Raw genomic sequence first — 18815 nt, forward strand, 5'->3', positions numbered from 1 at the left:
ATTTTCCTCCTAAATAATTCACTTATAGTTAAAAAAGCATTCTAAAAATAGCAGTCATTGTTATTACTGTAATGGCACCGCCTAATCGTGTCGCAACTTGTGCAAACGGCATTAAGTTCATTCGATTGGCTGTACTTAAAATAGCCACATCGCCAGTCCCACCCATACCACTCTGGCAAGCGGAGACAATGGCAGCCTCAACGGGATTCATATTCATGAAGCGTGAAACGAAAAATCCTGTAGCAATAACAGTGAAAACGACACTAATTACCACAACAAAATATTGCCAGCTAAGCATTCCTACGACATCTTTTAAAGGAATATATAACATACCTAAGCCGACCATTAACGGGAACGTAAAATTGCCAGAGATAAATTTATAAAGCTGTTTTGATCCGCGTTGGGTTTCTTTCGGTACTACATTTAAGTATTTTAAAAAGGCTGCGACAACAATCATCAAAACAGGACCAGGAAAGCCTGTTAAGTGTTGCAATAAACCGCCTGTAATAAATAAGGTACACGCAATTAAAACACCAGCGCCCATTAATTTTACATCAATTGGTGCTTTGTCTTCTTCTAAAGCATCACTTAAATCATCTGAATTGGTAATTTTGATCAACTGACCTTGTCCAGAAAGTTCAGGGCGTTTTTCTCCTAAACGACTAAGTAAACCTGAACACATGATAGCAAAAAAATTACCAATAATGGTTGCGGGAATTAATTGCCCCACTAATTGTTCACTTGGCAATCCAGTAATGGCACTATAACCAAGGGATAAAGGAAGAATGCCTTCACCGATTCCACCAGCTAAAACAGGAGTGACGATATAGAAAAGGCTATGTTTCCAACCGAGACCTAACAGCGTTCCAACAAGGGTCCCAACGCCCATTGCTAAAATCATTCCTAATGCCATCGGGACAATCATGCGCATTAAACCTTGGACTAAAATTTTGCGGTTCATTCCAAGGATACTTCCACAGACCAAACATGCAATATAGAAATAGAGAAAGTTTGCTTGTTTCATTAAAATATCTGTTGAGTCTAAGACATTTTGGTTGAGTAAATTGAAAAAGACCATAATTGATGGTACTAATAAAGATAAAATTGCGGGACCGCCAAAATGTTTCAAAATAGGAATATTTCCACCAATTGTTCCAAGTAACCAACCCATTGTTAAAATTACGGCAAAACCACCTAACATATTGACTGGTAGTTGTTCTAATAGAGCCGTAACAAGAATAATGCTAGCTGTTACAAGATAAACAGGTAACGTAACCGAACCAATCCTCGTTTTGGTTAATTTGTTGCGCCAATCTGTTTCATTAGCAGCTGTTGCGTGCAATTTCTTTTCCATGCTATTTCCTCCTATAACTTTAATCTATATTCATCATAATGTAAACGTTTTCTGTAGAGTAGATTATTTAATTAATTTAACTAAAGAAAAGTTTTTTAACCAAATCTTCCTATGCTATACTTTATTTGAAGAGAAAAGAGGGATGGAATGAAGCGTGGCGGGAAATTATGGTGCTTCTTATCAGTGATTTTTATTGCAACATTAATTATTATGATTACTTTCTTTTACGGAGTAACGACGGTTCAAACAATTAAAGAAGTTCGTAAAAACCAAGAGCAAGCACTTTTAGCCGTCGGGGAACAGTTGGCTATTGAACCGAATGTTATTGAAGCCTTAAAGAATGATCACTATTCAGATGAATTGGAAGCGTATACGGTTCGTTTAGGTGAAATCCATCAGTTGGATTTTATCGTGATTATGAATATGCAAGGGATTCGTTTAACACATCCTGATCGCCAAAAAATAGGTAAGCATTTTGAAGGTGGCGATGAAGTGCGAGCATTAAAAGGGGAGGAACATTTATCTGTTAGTCAAGGGAGTTTAGGAGAATCATTACGAGGTTTTGTCCCAGTCTATGATCAAGGAAAACAAATTGGGGTTGTGGCAATGGGCATTAAAATGACCTCGCTTTCACAATTGATTGAACGAACAAAAAATGATTACACAGTGAGTGTCCTTTTAAGTGTTGGTTTTGGCTTTATATTAGCCATCGTAGTTTCTTATTATTTAAAAAAACAACTACACGATTTAGAACCAAGAGAAATTGCTCGTCTATTAGAAGAGCGAAACGCCATGCTTGAGGAAACGAAAGACGCAATCCTTGTGATTGATACCGATCAAAATATTTTATTAGCAAATATTGAAGCAACTAAAATGTATCATAATATAACAAATAGTGAAGAAAATTTACTAGGAAAGAAACTTTCAGCATTGGTTTTATCTCCTGAAAAATTAATCGTACATTCAAAAACAGAGCAATTCTATCGTCAAAATGGCCAGGATTATTTCGTCTCAATCGCCCCGATTAATGTCCGTAAAAAAACAATTGGGCATGTTATCTTTCTGAAAAATGCGACGGAAACGTTTATTGTCGCAGAACAGCTTGTCAGCACAACAACATATGCTTCGGCATTACAAAGTCAATCACACGAATTTATGAATAAGATGCATGTCATTTATGGCTTAGTCGATTTAGAAGATTATGAGGCGCTAAAACATTATCTAGCCGATTTATTGAAACCAGAAAAGGAATTTGCACAGCGCTTAGCTATTTTGGTTAGGAATCCTATTCTAGCAGGTTTTTTAAGTGGGGAAAGAATCAAGTTTGCAGAAATTAAAACACAATTAGCTATTGAAATTTATCCAGAAATTCCACCAAATAAACGAGATGAAGATACGCAAAATTTGATTGCTATCTACCGTTATATTCATCGTTTCCTGATGGAACAACCGTTACCAGAAGAGATCATTGAAACCATTGATTATCAGCCAGGAAGTTTGACGACGACTTATTCGTTTGCTTATCCAAAAGAACAACTGGAACGCTTTGAGCAAGAGTTTTTCACTTCTTATTTGGCAAGATTATTAGAGAATGCGGAAGCGACATTGACTTGGGAAAACCAACAAAACAATTGGCTTGTCCTTCGCATAAATGTTCATTACGAAGGAGCAGAGGAAAATGAACCTATTGATTATTGAAGACGATCCTATGGTTGCATATATACATCAAAAATATCTTGAAAAATTAATTCACCAACCGACTATTTTTACGGTTGCAACAATTGCTGAAGGTCTACAATTAACGAAAGAAAAACAACCAGCACTTGTTTTATTAGACGTTCATTTGAAAGATGGCAACGGCTTGACCTATCTGGCAACAATTAGAGATGAAAAAATTGACACAGAAGTCATCCTGATTACGGCTGCCAACGAGTTGGAAAACGTTAAACGAAGCTTACATTTAGGCGTTTTAGACTATTTAGTTAAACCCTTCTCTTTTGAACGATTTCAACAAAGTATCGAAAACTATCAGAAAAAAGCTGCTCAATTCACGCTGGAAACGAAGGAGCTTTCGCAAACAAAAGTGGACCAATTGTTTCATTCTTCACAGACAAACGCACGTAAAAATGAACAAACTCTTCAAAACATGTCCTTAGAAAAAGGACTAACACAAGCAACATTACAATTATTGTTAAAAAAAATAGACGAATTTACCGACTATTTTACGATTCAAGAATTATCAGAAGCGAGTCAGCTTTCACATGTTTCTGTTCGCAAATATGTGTTGTTTCTAGAAAAAAATAACCTTTTAGAAAGTAAAAATAGCTATTTAAAAGTGGGGCGTCCCTATCAATCGTATCGGAGAATTTAGTATTTTTTATTTTTTAGTAAATTAAAAAGTAATTGAAAAGTGGCGAAATACAGAGGATACTCCTTTTTATTCTCATTTAAAGATCTTAATTGAGAATGGAAAAGAGGATATTATTTGTTATTTTTTGAGAATATATGATATTCTTTATTATGTAAGAAATAATATTATATGGGAGGAACGAGCGATGAAAGTTATTGTTTTAGGATCATCACATGGAGGTTATGAAGCGGTAGAGGAATTACTAAATCTTCATCCTGATGCAGAAATTCAATGGTATGAGAAAGGTGATTTTATCTCATTCTTGTCTTGTGGCATGCAGTTGTACCTAGAAGGAAAAGTGAAAGATGTTAATTCTGTTCGCTATATGACTGGCGAAAAAATGGAGAGCCGTGGTGTAAATGTCTTTTCTAATACTGAAATTACAGCGATTCAACCAAAAGAACATCAAGTGACAGTGAAAGATTTAGTGTCAGGTGAAGAACGTGTTGAAAATTATGATAAATTAATCATCAGTCCCGGAGCTGTCCCATTTGAATTAGATATTCCAGGTAAAGATTTGGATAATATTTACTTGATGCGTGGTCGTCAATGGGCCATTAAATTAAAACAAAAAACAGTAGATCCAGAAGTCAATAATGTGGTTGTGATTGGTAGTGGTTATATTGGGATTGAAGCTGCCGAAGCATTTGCAAAAGCCGGCAAAAAGGTTACTGTTATTGACATTTTAGATCGTCCATTAGGGGTATATCTAGATAAAGAATTTACAGATGTTTTAACAGAAGAGATGGAAGCTAATAATATTACCATTGCAACTGGTGAAACAGTTGAACGTTACGAAGGCGACGGTCGTGTGCAAAAAGTCGTTACAGATAAAAATGCGTACGATGCTGATTTGGTCGTTGTAGCGGTTGGTGTCCGTCCAAACACTGCTTGGTTAAAAGGTACCTTGGAATTACATCCGAATGGCCTAATCAAGACGGATGAATACATGCGGACAAGTGAGCCGGATGTATTTGCAGTAGGGGATGCTACGTTAATTAAATACAATCCTGCAGACGCAGAAGTAAATATTGCCTTAGCAACGAATGCTCGTAAACAAGGTCGCTTTGCTGTGAAAAACCTAGAGGAACCAGTTAAACCTTTCCCTGGTGTTCAAGGATCTTCTGGCTTGGCCGTCTTTGATTATAAATTTGCTTCAACAGGGATTAACGAAGTCATGGCTCAAAAATTAGGAAAAGAAACAAAAGCGGTGACAGTAGTAGAAGACTACTTGATGGACTTTAATCCAGACAAACAAAAAGCTTGGTTTAAATTAGTGTATGATCCTGAAACAACACAAATTTTAGGCGCTCAATTAATGTCAAAAGCAGATTTAACTGCAAACATTAATGCTATTTCATTAGCGATTCAAGCCAAAATGACGATTGAAGACTTAGCCTATGCGGACTTCTTCTTCCAACCAGCGTTTGACAAACCTTGGAACATTATTAATACAGCGGCTTTAGAAGCGGTGAAACAAGAACGTTAATAGAAGAGAAAATAAAACCCATGAGTATTTATAGTACTCGTGGGTTTTATTTTTATTTTGTATTCAATTGATTTTTCAACTCTTGTTGGACACGAGTTAATTCTTGTTCATCCACACGTTGATAGGAAACACCATCTTGCATAAAACCAGTACCTTGAAGTTGGTCTTGTTTCACTTTACCAAAGGCACTGCGATAATCTAAGGCAATTTTTTTCATGTCATCAAAACTTAAATCTGTCTTCATATTATCAGAAACAGCTGTTAAAATTTCTTGATAGTTGCTCACGCTATTAAGACTTAAGACTTTTTGGACGATGCCTTCAATCACTTTTCTTTGACGTTCTTGGCGGCCGTAGTCACCATTAGGATCTTCGTAACGCATTCTTGAATAGGAGAGTGCTTGTTCACCATCCAATGAAATTTTACCAATCGTAAAATCATACCCGTCTTGAGAAAAAGTCAGATTATTGTTCACTTCGATTCCGCCAACCGCGTTGACTAATTCTTTTAAACCAGCCATATTAATTGAAACATAATGATTAATAGGTATGTTTAAATAGTTTTCAACTGTGTCCATTGCTAAAGATGCCCCACCAAAAGCATAGGCGTGATTCAATTTATCTTGTTTTCCTTGACCTGGAATATCTACATAGGTATCGCGAGCAAGACTGACTAAGGTTGTTTGCTTGTCACGAGGATTAACTGTTGCAACAATTGTTGTATCCGAACGACCTTGCTCGACACGCCCATCATCGCCTGTATCGATCCCTAATAATAAAACAGAAAAAGGCTCCTTATTGTTTAAATTGACCTGACTTTTTTTAGATCGTTCTACTGTTTCATAGGTTTTATCCATTGATTTAGAAACATCCCAATAAAGTTTTGCTCCCATTCCAACAACTGCAAGAAATAGAACCAAGATAATTCCAAAGATAATGGCAAAAATTTTCTTCCCTTTTGACATATTTTTCCTCCAATAATTTATCACAGGTTGTGATTTTTTTCTTATAGGTTAATCTTACTAATTTTTAGTGAAGAAGTATATAATAATTGTTGAAAGACTATAAAACTTTAAGGTATCTTGCATTATTTTTGCTTAATCTTTTGAAATATCTCAATTCTATTAAAATATGCGAATTAGTATATTACACGTTTTCAAGGTGTTTCATTGTTGATTAATTAGAATTTTAGTGGTATTTTTGTATTTGTAATTAGTACAGATTTTAATCGGAGGTATAACAGTGAGTAAAAAAGGATCAGATATCATAGTAGAAAGTTTAATCAATCACGAAGTGCCCTATATTTTTGGGATTCCCGGTGCAAAAATTGATGGGGTTTTTGATGCATTAGTTGACAAAGGTCCAGAATTAATTTTAGCTCGACATGAACAAAATGCAGCCTTTATGGCACAAGGGATTGGTCGTTTGACGGGAGAGCCTGGCTTAGTTATTGCAACTAGTGGACCTGGTGCCAGCAATTTAGCAACTGGGTTAGTAACTGCGACTGCAGAAGGGGACCCTGTTTTAGCATTGGCTGGACAGGTGAAACGGTCCGATTTGTCAAAATTAACTCACCAAAGCATGAATAATGCTGCATTATTTAGTCCAATAACAAAATTCAGTACAGAAATTCAAGATCCAGAAACATTATCTGAAAATATTGCCAATGCTTACCGTATCGCCAAAACAGCGAAAAAAGGCGCAACATTCTTATCGATCCCACAAGATGTCACAGATAGTCCGGTGACAGGCGAAGCAATTAAGCCTTTGTCGGCTCCGAAACTGGGCCATGCATCAGCAGAAACAATCGCAGCTTTAGCTGAACGAATCAAGCAAGCGAAATTACCTGTTTTACTTTTAGGAATGCGGGCCTCTGCACGAAAAGTTACCGCAGCCATTCGTGAATTGGTTGCTATAACTGGTTTGCCAGTCGTGGAAACGTTCCAAGGAGCAGGAATTATTTCAAAAGAATTAGAAGAACATTTCTTTGGGCGTGTTGGTTTATTTCGAAACCAACCTGGGGATCGTTTGTTAAAAAGAAGTGATTTAGTGATTGCGATTGGTTATGACCCAATTGAATATGAGGCACGTAATTGGAATGCAGAAAAAGATGCGCGCGTTATTGTTATTGATGAAGTTCAAATGGAAATTGACCAATATATGCAACCGGAAGAAGAGCTAATTGGTGATATGTCTAAAAATATTTTGAAATTATCAGAAGCATTTAGTGAACCAATATTAACAGAAGATGCGCAAGATTATTTAGAAACGCTTCAAGAAAAATTAACGATTAAAGAAGTAAAAACAAGTACAATTGAAAATCGATTACATCCATTAGAAATTGTTCAAACGCTTCAAGAAAAAACCACGAATGAAATGACAGTTACTGTTGATGTAGGGAGCCATTACATTTGGATGGCTCGCCACTTTAGAAGTTATGAACCGCGTCATTTATTATTTAGTAACGGTATGCAAACATTAGGTGTCGCTTTGCCTTGGGCAATCTCGGCTGCGCTGGTTCGTCCGAATACACAAATTATCTCTGTTTCTGGGGACGGCGGTTTCCTATTTTCGGCGCAAGAATTAGAAACAGCGGTTCGTTTAAAGCAAAATATCGTGCATATTATTTGGAATGATGGTAGTTATGATATGGTTAAATTCCAAGAAGAAATGAAATATAATCGATCCTCTGGCGTAGATTTTGGTCCAGTTGATTTTGTGAAATATGCTGAAGCTTTTGGAGCCAAAGGGGTTCGAGTACATTCACAAGCAGAATTTGCCGCAGCTTTAGAAGAAGGAATGCAAACAGAAGGCCCAGTGATTATTGATGTTCCTGTGGATTATTCAGATAATCAAGAATTAGGTAAAACATTGTTACCAGATCAACTTTATTAGGAGATGGAAAAATGAGCGAACAATATGTTTATCAACATGGTACGCTAGGCGGTTTAATGGAAAGTTTGATGGCAGGAACGGCAGAAATTGGTACGTTACTCACGCAAGGTGATTTTGGAATTGGGACATTAGAAGGCTCAAATGGCGAAATTATTTTATTGGACGGTACATTGTATCATGCAAATCAAACTGGCGAAATTGCTATTCTAGAAGGCGAAGAATTAACGCCATATGCCGCAGTTACTCGTTTTCAAGAAGATGGCGCATTCCCTGTATCAACAGAAACCGATGAAAATATTAAAGCACAAATTTTAGAAAAAATTAGTCCTAATTTTTTTGCGGCAATTAAAATTAGCGGTCTTTTTGCGAAGATGCATGTCCGTGTGGCACCTAAACAAGAAAAACCGTATCCACCATTTGTAGAAGCCGCACGCAATCAACCTGAATTTACAGCGGAGAATATTCAGGGAACAGTTGTAGGGTTCTTTACACCTAAATTATTTCATGGTGCCTCTGCCGCAGGGTTTCATTTGCACTTTATCAGTGAGGATCACCAATTTGGTGGGCACATTCTTGATTTTGGCATTAAACAAGGGACTGTTTCGTGGATGGAAGCAGCAGAATTGCGGCAGCATTTTCCAGTTCATGATGCTGATTATCGGAATAAAGAAATTGATATTGCAAAAGCTTTGTCTGCAATTGAAGAAGCGGAATAACTGAATAACAAGGCACATTTCTCCACGCCCATTCAAGTTGACCTAGTTAGTCAACTTGAATGGGCTTATTGCTGTTCGTCGCTTTTTGTTGTTATTTTTCAAAAAAAAATAGTATCCTTTTTATAATAAGCAAATAACAATTGGAAAGGATGGCGTAATGGACACACTTTATAGAAGTTGGCAATTATCTGGTTGGCTCTATCATGATATTTTTGTCATCATTGTAGCAATTATTTTTATAGTAATTAGTGGTATTTTGGTTATTTCCTTAATAAGACGGAGTACAAGGAGACTGGTTCCCTATGCGTTAATTTTGTTGGTTTATCTTGCAGTGGTACATTTTGCTGGTTTAATCTTTTTCGGAATGTTTCGTTCAGTAACGATTGAAGAGAAAAGTGCGACGTTTTATTCTGAAAAAACGAAAGGATTAACTTCTATCGAGCGAATGATTATCCCAAATGGACGAACGAATGGCATTAGCACTAGTAACTCATTGTTTCAAGTGATTTCTGTTAATAGTCAGACGGGCGAACGAATGTGGAGTAAACGTTTAGGCTGGCGTGATTATTTAATTGGTCAAACAGATCAATATGTGGTTTTGAATAATGCTGATAACGAGGCCATTTACTTACTAGATACAAAAACAGGGAAAAAACAGTTTTCTGAAGCGGATTTAGTGAAGAAATTCCCTGAATTAAAAGACTGTTTAAGCTCTGATTTCGTTGATTATCGTTTTATGGATAATCGCTATCTCTATATTTATGGATTAAACAATCGATATTATCAATTAGATTTGAAAAATTGGCAGTTAAAACAAGACCCAACTTTCAAAGAAGTCTTTCAAACACAAGAAGCGCCTAAATGGACGGTAGATTCAAATGAGAGTCAAATTGGTCAAGAGCTGTCATCGGAAGAGCGTACAACAGTGCAAGGAAAACTAGAAGAGCAACTAATAGCACCAGTTTTATTAGGCAAGAAAGATGAAGCAAATTATTATGTTCTGTCATACAAGAAAAGACAAAGTAATCAAGCGATAGTTGGCTTATACAATTGGCAGAAAAAAACATACGAGTGGCAAACACCGTTGCTTTTAACTAAAGAAAATGTACCTATTGAAGCTTTTCAAGTAGAGGATGCGTTATTCATTAAAGTCCCGCGTTATTTATACAAAATTAACCTGAATAATGGTAATCAAGAGTATCAGTTTGATTACCGTTGGGGCCAAGTGATTCGTTAAACGAAAAGTGGTAAAGCATGCTTAGACAAATAGAAGGAGCAAATAGTCCTTATGATATAAAAAAACGCTTAGAAGAGTAGTGATTCCGCTAGTTTTCTAAGCGTTTTTTTTATTTTATGCAGGTCCAGAGATTAAATTCCAGATAATCGAACCTGTATATGCGCCAGGAAATAATTGTGAAACAGGGGTTTGGATTGCAAGAGAAATATCGGTCATGCGGCCGCTCCACATTCCTTGTCCTTTTCTATCACCAGCGTTACTCATTAAAGTGGCACCGTTACCGATAATAATTGGGTTGGTCGGGAAGTCGGGTGCAGCAGGATCTTCTGAAAAATCCAGTCCATACATTGTATTTGTCATAAAGAAACGCCTTAACGTTTTGTCATAGCGAGCATAGCCGCCTGTTAATTGAAACGTAATGATGCCTAGTAAAGAATGAGCTTCGTTTCGCATGTGTGGGATTTCAGCAGTGACATGCCAACCAGTTAAGGCTCCGCGAACATCCCCCATCCCGAAGTGTCTCATTGTATGAGTATTGCCTTCAGAAGGTCGTATAGGAACTGCCGTTAAATCACCAGAAATCGCTTGGGTTTCAAAAGTAAATTCTTTCGGAATAAAGAGCAAGTCAAAACTAGTGTTAGGATTTTCTAAATCAGGATCAATGGCATCGTCAACCGATTCATCACCAGGCAGCCCTCCAATTTCTAGTTCAACTGAAACAGGCGTTTTTCCAGAACGGGTGGCAAAAGAAACCGATGGGTCAAAACTAAAGAGACTGAATACTAGCAACAAGGCTGCAAGTGATTGATAAGTGAGTAGATTTTTTTGCTTCAAGAAAGTTCCTCCTTTAGGTGCTGATAATATAAGTATACGCAAAAGGAGCTGTTTTTATTTATCAGTAATTTACAGGAAATTCGAAAATATTGAGACAGATAGTTTTTAATATTAGTTGAGAAAGGTGAGTCGACAATTTTTACTTGTTGATTCTGTCTTTTTTGAGCACCATTCGTTATATCAAGCATGCTAAAATATAAAAGAAATCATCAGGTATCACTAATGAAAAGGGAGAGGAGGAGAAAACTTTGAGTAAGTGTTTGGGGTTGTTGGTGATTTTATTTGTATTAACTGGCTGTTCAGGAAGTAGGAATTCGCAACAGGAAGTCGTTATAGAAAAGTCTGCTAATAATGACAAAGCAAGACAATTTGTTGATCAAAAAAATCCGCATTTAGGAACGCAATTAGAAGCAGAATCTTATACTAAACAGGAAGCGATTGAATTTTTACAAAATGGTTTAGGGATACCAACGAATGACTCGGCGTTTCATTATACGTTTAAGCAGTCAAATAAAGGAAGTTATGTTGTTCAAATTATATCTGAAAAGAATAGTGTCTCAAAAGAGAATGAATTGTTCGGATATTATCAGGTGTATCAAGATGGTATTATAGTGAAAATGATGGAAAAGGATCAAACGTTCCAAGAAAATTAAGTGATAAATAAAAAAGTTGACAAAAAACACAAACAGTCTTGTTTGTGTTTTTTTGTTTAATGTTCGTGTTTTATTTTTTAATAACCTTTTCCGAAAAAATATACGAACGTTCGGGTTTGAAAACGAACAAAAAGATGAAAATGTGTTGAAATATACGTTTTCCTTGCGTATACTGATGAAGTGAAAAAACGAACGAGGAGTGTACGAATGAACAAGAAAGTTCCGTATTTAATTGTGGCACCGGGGCTAGTACTATTATTATTTTTCTTAATGATTCCATTAATTACTAGCATTTTGCCAACCATTTTTACTGATCATGGCTTGACACTAAATCAGTATGTTACTTTTTTTAAAGATGACTATAATGTTTCAATTTTCTGGCGAACGATAAGAGTTTCGTTAATTGTGACGGGTATTTCAATTGTGTTGGGCATTCCAACGGCATACTTTATTGCTGGAGTTTCCAAAAAATGGCGTGGCTTTTTAATGGCTATGACCTTGTTTCCACTATTAACCAATTCAGTTATTCGAAGTTTTGCTTGGATTAACATTTTAGGAAAAAACGGTGTAGTGAATACGTTGTTATTAAAAACAGGCTTAATTGAGCAACCGCTGAATTTATTGTATACAGAATTTGCAATTATTATCGGTTCAGTGTATTTATTTTTACCAACAATGATTATGACCTTAGTTGGGGTTATGGAAAACATTGAAGGAGAAATGCTAGAAGCGGCTGAGACGCTAGGCGCCAATCCAATGACGGCTTTTCGGAAAATTGTTTTACCTTTATCAATTCCAGGCACCATTGTAGGAAGTATATTAGTGTTTACAGGAACTTTAACGGCTTATACGACGCCACAGCTATTAGGTGGTAACCAAAAAATGATGATGTCGACCTTCTTATATCAAAAGGCTAATACTTTAGGTGATTGGCAATCGGCGAGTGTTCTTGCATTTATTATGATTTTAACGACATTAATTGTGATGAAAGGCCTAGACATGGTCGCTAAGAAAGTAGATCGGAGAGAAGCAAATCATGCGTAAGCAAAAAGGACTATCTGTTATTGCAATTCTAGTTTTTCTGTTTTTATTTTTACCATTATGTTTGATTGTGGTGACTTCTTTTGGAACAGCCGCAGCGATTCAATTTCCGATTAAAGGATTTACTTTAGATTGGTACGCCAAAGCCTTACAATCGGAAACGTTTATGGACAGTTTTAAGTTAAGTTTGTTGATTGGGGTATTAGCGACTGTTTTAGCATTAATAGTAGGGATTCCGGCTTCCTATGCGCTGGCACGTTATTCCGTTCGCGGGCGCAACTTTATTAAAAGCTTTTTCTTATCCCCAACTGTGATTCCAGGAATTGTGGTCGGGTATACGTTATTTCAATATATTGTTATTAAATTAGGTTTGCCTGTCTTTCAAGGATTGTTAATGGGGCATTTTTTAATTAGTTTGCCTTATATTATTCGAGTGGTTGGATCAAGTATGGAACAACTAGATTATTCAATGGAAGAAGTAGCTTGGACATTAGGTTGTACAAGATTGCGAGCTTTTATTCAAATTGTTTTACCCAATGTGTCTTCAGGAATTTTTGCAGCCTTTATGTTAGCATTTGTCAATTCGTTTAACAATGTTCCTGTATCGATGTTTTTATCAGGTCCCGGTGTGACGATGCTGCCTACTTCTTTATTAAGTTATATGGAATACAATTATGATCCAACTGTTTCAGCAATTTCTGTATTGTTGATGCTACTAACAATGGGCTTAATGTTTTTAATTGAAAAAACGTTGGGACTAGCTTCCATTGCCTAAAACATGGAAGAAGCACGAGATAGAAAGAGGAGAAAATTTTGACTTTTGTGGATTTAAAAGATATTCGCGTCAGCTATGACGGAAAACAAGATATTTTAAAAGATTTAAATATTTCAATGGAAAAAGGAGAATTAGTTTCTTTATTAGGACCGAGTGGTTGTGGTAAAACGACTACGCTAAGAGTGATTGCTGGATTAATTAAGCCAAACGACGGACAGTTTTTCGTTGACCAAGAAGAACTAACAAAGGTTCCTGTCCATAAAAGAAACTTCGGGATGGTTTTTCAAAGCTATGCGTTATTTCCCCATTTAACGATTGCAGAAAATGTCGCTTTTGGGCTGAAATTACGCAAAGAAAATAAACAAACCATGGACCAAAAAGTCACAGAAATGCTAAAAGTATGTGGTTTAGAAAGCTTGGGCGACCGTTATCCAAAACAATTATCTGGTGGTCAAAGACAGCGGGTTGCGCTAGCACGTGCTCTGATTATTGAACCTAAACTATTACTACTAGATGAACCGTTGAGTAATTTAGATGCAAAATTGCGAGTGGCAATGCGGATTGAAATCAAACGGATTCAACAACAATTAGGCATTACGACAGTTTTTGTCACACATGACCAAGAAGAATGTTTTTCTATTTCAGATAAAGTGGCCATTATGAATAATGGCGTGATTGAACAATATGATTCACCAGAAACGATTTATCGTTTGCCTCGTACTAAGTTTGTTGCAGAATTTATCGGTTTTGAAAACTTTTTCTCTGTCGAAAAAATGGAAGCCGGTCATTATCGGACACAAACAAATCAAATAGTGAAAACGACTAATCCTGAACCAAATGTTACAACGACGGTGGCAACGATTCGTCCAGAGGACATTGAGATTGTTTCAGAAGCTGCTACTAATACTGTCGCAGGTACTGTCGCTGTCCGAACATTTTTAGGGAAAAGCTATCAATATGAAGTGGAAACAGCGTTAGGTACATTGCTGGTTAATGGAACAAGTGAACAGTTATATGAAACAAACGAAACCATTCACTTGGCTTTTCCAGCTGAGAAATTAGTTATTTTAGAAAAATAAAAACCATTTTGGAGGAAGATTTAAAAATGAAAAAACGCGTAATTTTAGGGACATTAGTCGCTGCAACGTTATTAATGACTGCTTGTGGAAACAGCGAAGCAACTACGAAAAGCGAGAGCAAAGGTGGAAGTAATGCTTTAGTCGTTTCAACTTTCGGATTAAGTGAAGATATTGTCAAAAAAGACATTATCGCTCCATTTGAAAAAGAGAATGAAGCGAAAGTTACCTTAGAAGTAGGCAATAGCGCAGACCGCTTTACGAAATTAAAAAATAATCCCAATGCGGGAATTGATGTCATTGAATTAGCACAAGCAAATGCAGCACAAGGTGGAAAAGAAGGGTTATTTGAAAAAATTACAGAAAAAGAAGTACCTAATTTAAGTCAGTTAACGCCGGGAGCAAAAGAGGTTTTTGAAAGTGGTGCTGGCGTACCAATCGCTGTAAACAGTATCGGGATTGTTTACAACAAAGAAAAATTAGGCAAAGAAATTAAAAACTGGGATGACTTATGGTCAGCTGATTTGAAAGGTAAAATTTCTGTTCCAGACGTTGCCACGACAGCAGGTCCTTTAATGTTATACGTTGCCAGTGAACATGCTGGTCAAGATATTACAAAAGATAACGGGAAGGCCGCTTTTGAAGCGATGAAAGAATTAAAACCAAACGTTGTTAAAACGTATTCAAAATCGTCAGACTTAGCTAATATGTTCCAATCTGGTGAAATTGAAGCAGCTGTGGTTGCTGATTTTGCGGTTGATATTATTCAAGGCGCAGCAGAAAACGTGACGTATGTCGTCCCAGAAAGCGGCACGTATGCCAACTATAATACAGTCAATATTCCTAAAAAAGCACAAAACAAAGAAACCGCCTTTAAATTTGTTAACGCACGGATTAGTGAAGAATCACAAAAGGCCAAAGCGATTTCATTAAATGAAGGACCTACAAATCAACAAGTAACGTTAAGCGAAAAAGAAGCGAAAAATAAAACATATGGTGCCATTGCCGAACGTGCCAAAACAGTCGATTTTAATTTTATTAATAGTCAACTAGCGGATTGGATTGATCAATGGAATCGGACGATGAATCAATAGTTTTAGAAAAGAGGGACAAAATGAACGTCGATGTATTACTAAAAAATGTGTGGCTGTATCAAACAGTCACTCAAACATTCGTTCAACGAAATGTTGCGATTAAAAATGATAAATTTTATTACATTTATGAAGAAGAGAACGTCAATTTGCAGCCCCAAAAAACAATTAATGCCGAGAATCAATGGATGATTCCCGGCTTAATTGATGCACACATGCATATTGAAAGTTCCATGACGACACCTACTATTTTTTCCAAAGCAGTAGTGCGTTACGGTGTGACAACGGTGATTGCCGATGCCCATGAAATGGCTAACGTATTTGGCTTAGAAGGCTTAAAAGCTTTTATGGCCGCTGAAACAGAACTAGATATCTTTCACGCAATTCCTTCCTCGGTTCCTTCGACCACTCCCGAATTAGAAACAACTGGTGGGATTATCGGCTTAGCAGAAGTAGCAGAATTACTCAAAGAGCCAAAAGTGATTTGTTTAGGGGAAGCCATGAATTTTAAAGGGATTTCCTATGAGCCAGATTCTTTAATTCGTCAAATTATCGATTTGTGCCAAAAACAACGACCAACCATGCCTTTAGAAGGCCACTGTCCTAAAATCGAAGATCAAGAGTTAGCAGATTTTCTATATAGTGGTATCACTTCAGATCATACCCATCAATTTCCTAAAACGTTAAAAGAAAAAATTGAAGCGGGCGTCTTTATTCAATTTCAAAATAAATCAATCACTCCTGAAAACATTCAGGTGATAGTAGACAATGACTTCTACAATTATGCAAGTATTATCACGGATGACGTGATGGCTGATGATTTGCTAAAAGGTCATCTAAATGAAAATGTCAAAAAAGCCGTTCAAGCAGGGTTGCCTATCGAAAAAGCCATTTATATGACAACTTATACGCCGGCCAAACGAATGGGTCTCCATGATCGTGGCGAAATTGCACCTGGTAAAAAAGCTGACTTTTTGTTATTAAATGACTTAGAAAGTTTTGATATTAATACGGTTTATAAATCTGGAAAGGTCGTTTTTGAAAAAGGCGAGCCCTTCCATTATCCAGAAAAAATCGAAGAGTTTCCAGCCGCTTACCAACAAACCATCCAATGTAAAAAGTTAACAGAAGAAGATTTACTTTTAAAGGTGGCTACAACAAAAGAAACAGTTCGTTGTAATGTGATTCAAAAACAAGAAATTGGCACATTTACAGAACGAATTACAAAAGAAATTCCTGTTGAAAATGGATTGTTGCAATGGCAAAAAGCCAACTGCGCCTTATTAATTGTGATGGAACGTTACGGAAAAAATGGTAATATTTCTTTTTCTTTAATGGATCAACCTCTTTCCGAGAAAGGAGCCATTGCGACAACCTGGGCCCATGATCATCATAATTTAATGGTGATGGGTAATACGATTGAGGATATTCTGTTAGCGCAGAATGAATTATTAGCGATGCAAGGCGGCTATTTGGTTGCTTCGGATCAGCAAGTGATGGCAACTTGTCCTTTACCAATTGGTGGGATTTTATCGCAAGCACCGATTGAACAATTAGGCGCTTCTTTACAAAAAGTCCGACAAGCTATGCAAGCGTTAGGTTATCAAAATATGAATGAAATCATGTCCTTTTCTACACTATCATTACCTGTCTCGCCAGCCATTAAAGTGACAGATTTTGGGATGATGGATACGAAGTCACAACGTTTCTATCCATTAGTTTTTCCAGAGGATGGAGTTCTTTTGCATGAAAACACTCATTAAAAATGTGCATATACTAACAATGGATGAGCAATTTTCAGAAATCAAAGCCGGCTATTTAGTGATTGAAGAAGACACAATTGTGGAATTAGCATCAATGACCACACTTGATGAAAAGCGAGTGGCTGCAAATCAAGTAATCGATGGCCAAAATGGAATTTTAATACCTGGGATGATTAACACCCATACCCATGTAGGCATGATTCCGTTTCGTTCGTTAGGAGACGATGTGCCAGATCGACTCCGGCGTTTTCTTTTTCCATTAGAACAATTCATGACAAAAGAATTAGTAGGATGCAGTAGTGATTATGCAATTGCTGAAATGTTACTGAGTGGTATTACGAGCTTTTGTGATATGTATTATTTTGAAGATGAAATTGCTAAAAGTTGTGAAAAAATGAGTGTTCGTGCTTTGCTCGGAGAGACGATCATTGATATGCCCACTTGTGATAGTCCAGAGCCTTCAGGCGGTCTTTTTTACGCGGAAACCTTTATTCGCAAGTGGCAAGGCCATCCGTTGATTACGCCTATACTTGCGCCACATGCACCGAATACCAATTCACCAGAAGTGTTGGCAAAAATTATTGAACTTAGTCGGCAATACCAAGTTCCTGTGACCATGCACGTTGCTGAAATGACTTATGAAATGGCTGAGTTTGAAAAAGCCTATCAAAAAACACCAATTGCTTTCTTAGAAGAACTGGGTTATTTGAGCGAGCCGTTTATTTTAGCGCATTGTATTTTGGCAACAGATGAAGATCTTGCGAGTTTAGCTGCTACTAATGGAAAAGCGCGTGTCGCTCATTGTATTGGTGCGAATACTAAATCAGCCAAAGGCGTAGCGCCGATTAAGCAAATGCTTGATCAAGGGATTATTGTCGGTTTAGGCACGGATGGACCTAGTAGTGGGAATACATTAGATTTATTCACCCAAATGCGTATGGTTGCGAATTTTCATAAGACAGCACACCAAGATCGCTCTTTGTTTCCTGCTAAAGAAATTGTTTATCTGGCAACGATGGGGGGCGCTAAAACGTTAGGCTTGGCGGAGCAAGTCGGCTCATTGGAAGTGGGCAAAAAAGCGGATATAACATTAATTGAAACGCAATCAGTTAATATGTTTCCGATTTTTGATGCCTATTCAGCGTTGGTTTATTCAGCAAATGCTAGCAATGTTGAAGCCGTTTGGGTGAACGGTCAACAGTTAGTTGCCAATAAAGAATTACAACAAGCTAATCTCAAAGAAATCAAGGAAAAATTATATCAGGCCATGAATACGTTTGTGAAAGAAGCTAAAAAAAGAGCAGCTCTCTAAACAGAACAAGTAGGACGTATCGGATTGATTAAATAACGCTGGATTGACGTTTAGTGATTCAGGTTCTAATAGAGCGCAGACAAACTTTTAATGAAAGAGTTGTCTGTGTTCTTTTTTGTTATAAACATTTTTCTTTTTCTATATATATTTTTAAGGTAAGTTGTATTATA

Annotated in this window: 16 protein-coding genes; 13 read left to right on the forward strand and 3 right to left on the reverse strand. The window is 36.8% G+C overall.

Going from position 1 to position 18815, the window contains the following annotated elements; translation table 11 throughout:
• Nucleotides 1–28 precede the first annotated feature (28 nt).
• Entirely contained in the window at nucleotides 29–1354 is a 1326-nt protein-coding gene (locus IGJ24_RS04800) for a 2-hydroxycarboxylate transporter family protein (protein ID WP_002357930.1), read from the reverse strand.
• 147 nt (nucleotides 1355–1501) lie between these two features.
• Between IGJ24_RS04800 and IGJ24_RS04805 the strand changes: the two genes are divergently transcribed.
• The 3 genes from IGJ24_RS04805 (at nucleotide 1502) to IGJ24_RS04815 (ending at nucleotide 5253) form a co-directional block, all read left to right on the forward strand.
• Complete coding sequence (locus IGJ24_RS04805) at nucleotides 1502–3052, forward strand: Spo0B domain-containing protein (RefSeq protein WP_048949595.1); 1551 nt, start codon at nucleotides 1502–1504, stop codon at nucleotides 3050–3052.
• Nucleotides 3033–3725 (forward strand): response regulator, encoded by a 693-nt coding sequence (locus tag IGJ24_RS04810; protein ID WP_174125759.1) that lies wholly within the window; start codon nucleotides 3033–3035, stop codon nucleotides 3723–3725. The genes IGJ24_RS04805 and IGJ24_RS04810 overlap by 20 nt, the downstream gene beginning before the upstream one ends.
• A gap of 184 nt (nucleotides 3726–3909) precedes the next feature.
• Nucleotides 3910–5253, forward strand: coding sequence for an NADH peroxidase (locus tag IGJ24_RS04815; RefSeq protein ID WP_289865581.1), 1344 nt, complete (start codon nucleotides 3910–3912; stop codon nucleotides 5251–5253).
• Nucleotides 5254–5305: 52 nt separating this feature from the next.
• On the opposite strand, the gene IGJ24_RS04820 is transcribed toward IGJ24_RS04815, so the two are convergent.
• Nucleotides 5306–6217, reverse strand: coding sequence for an LCP family glycopolymer transferase (locus IGJ24_RS04820; RefSeq protein WP_002385983.1), 912 nt, complete (start codon nucleotides 6215–6217; stop codon nucleotides 5306–5308).
• A gap of 277 nt (nucleotides 6218–6494) precedes the next feature.
• Between IGJ24_RS04820 and alsS the strand changes: the two genes are divergently transcribed.
• From alsS to IGJ24_RS04835, 3 genes are all read left to right on the forward strand, one after another.
• Nucleotides 6495–8147, forward strand: a complete 1653-nt coding sequence (gene alsS, locus IGJ24_RS04825; RefSeq protein WP_002357923.1) for an acetolactate synthase AlsS — start codon at nucleotides 6495–6497, stop codon at nucleotides 8145–8147.
• Between the two features lie 11 nt (nucleotides 8148–8158).
• Nucleotides 8159–8863 carry an acetolactate decarboxylase gene (budA, locus tag IGJ24_RS04830; protein WP_002369572.1) on the forward strand — a complete coding sequence of 235 codons (705 nt, stop codon included), beginning with the start codon at nucleotides 8159–8161 and terminating at the stop codon, nucleotides 8861–8863.
• 157 nt (nucleotides 8864–9020) lie between these two features.
• Nucleotides 9021–10100, forward strand: coding sequence for a PA2928 family protein (locus IGJ24_RS04835; protein WP_438775363.1), 1080 nt, complete (start codon nucleotides 9021–9023; stop codon nucleotides 10098–10100).
• Between the two features lie 114 nt (nucleotides 10101–10214).
• Here the strand turns inward: IGJ24_RS04835 and IGJ24_RS04840 are convergent, their stop codons facing one another.
• Nucleotides 10215–10976: a WxL domain-containing protein gene (locus tag IGJ24_RS04840; protein ID WP_002380188.1), complete on the reverse strand. Its 762-nt coding sequence runs from the start codon at nucleotides 10974–10976 to the stop codon at nucleotides 10215–10217.
• Between the two features lie 206 nt (nucleotides 10977–11182).
• On the opposite strand from IGJ24_RS04840, the gene IGJ24_RS04845 reads away from it, so the two are divergent.
• From IGJ24_RS04845 to IGJ24_RS04875, 7 genes are all read left to right on the forward strand, one after another.
• The gene (locus IGJ24_RS04845) at nucleotides 11183–11587 is read left to right on the forward strand and encodes a hypothetical protein (protein ID WP_002369569.1); all 405 of its coding nucleotides are present in this window, start codon (nucleotides 11183–11185) and stop codon (nucleotides 11585–11587) included.
• Nucleotides 11588–11794: 207 nt separating this feature from the next.
• Nucleotides 11795–12631, forward strand: a complete 837-nt coding sequence (locus tag IGJ24_RS04850; protein ID WP_002382189.1) for an ABC transporter permease — start codon at nucleotides 11795–11797, stop codon at nucleotides 12629–12631.
• Nucleotides 12624–13403 carry an ABC transporter permease gene (locus IGJ24_RS04855; protein ID WP_002357916.1) on the forward strand — a complete coding sequence of 260 codons (780 nt, stop codon included), beginning with the start codon at nucleotides 12624–12626 and terminating at the stop codon, nucleotides 13401–13403. Before IGJ24_RS04850 ends, IGJ24_RS04855 begins: the two co-directional genes overlap by 8 nt.
• 38 nt (nucleotides 13404–13441) lie before the next feature.
• Nucleotides 13442–14482: an ABC transporter ATP-binding protein gene (locus tag IGJ24_RS04860; RefSeq protein ID WP_002413403.1), complete on the forward strand. Its 1041-nt coding sequence runs from the start codon at nucleotides 13442–13444 to the stop codon at nucleotides 14480–14482.
• Nucleotides 14483–14508: 26 nt separating this feature from the next.
• Nucleotides 14509–15573, forward strand: a complete 1065-nt coding sequence (locus tag IGJ24_RS04865) for an ABC transporter substrate-binding protein (RefSeq protein WP_002357914.1) — start codon at nucleotides 14509–14511, stop codon at nucleotides 15571–15573.
• A complete protein-coding gene (locus tag IGJ24_RS04870; protein WP_173968607.1) occupies nucleotides 15549–17333 on the forward strand; it encodes an adenine deaminase in 1785 nt (594 codons plus the stop codon). The genes IGJ24_RS04865 and IGJ24_RS04870 overlap by 25 nt, the downstream gene beginning before the upstream one ends.
• Nucleotides 17317–18645: an amidohydrolase gene (locus tag IGJ24_RS04875; protein ID WP_002404489.1), complete on the forward strand. Its 1329-nt coding sequence runs from the start codon at nucleotides 17317–17319 to the stop codon at nucleotides 18643–18645. Before IGJ24_RS04870 ends, IGJ24_RS04875 begins: the two co-directional genes overlap by 17 nt.
• Nucleotides 18646–18815 lie beyond the last annotated feature (170 nt).

It is taken from the genome of Enterococcus sp. DIV0546 (assembly GCF_051712785.1).
Lineage (GTDB): Bacteria > Bacillota > Bacilli > Lactobacillales > Enterococcaceae > Enterococcus > Enterococcus faecalis.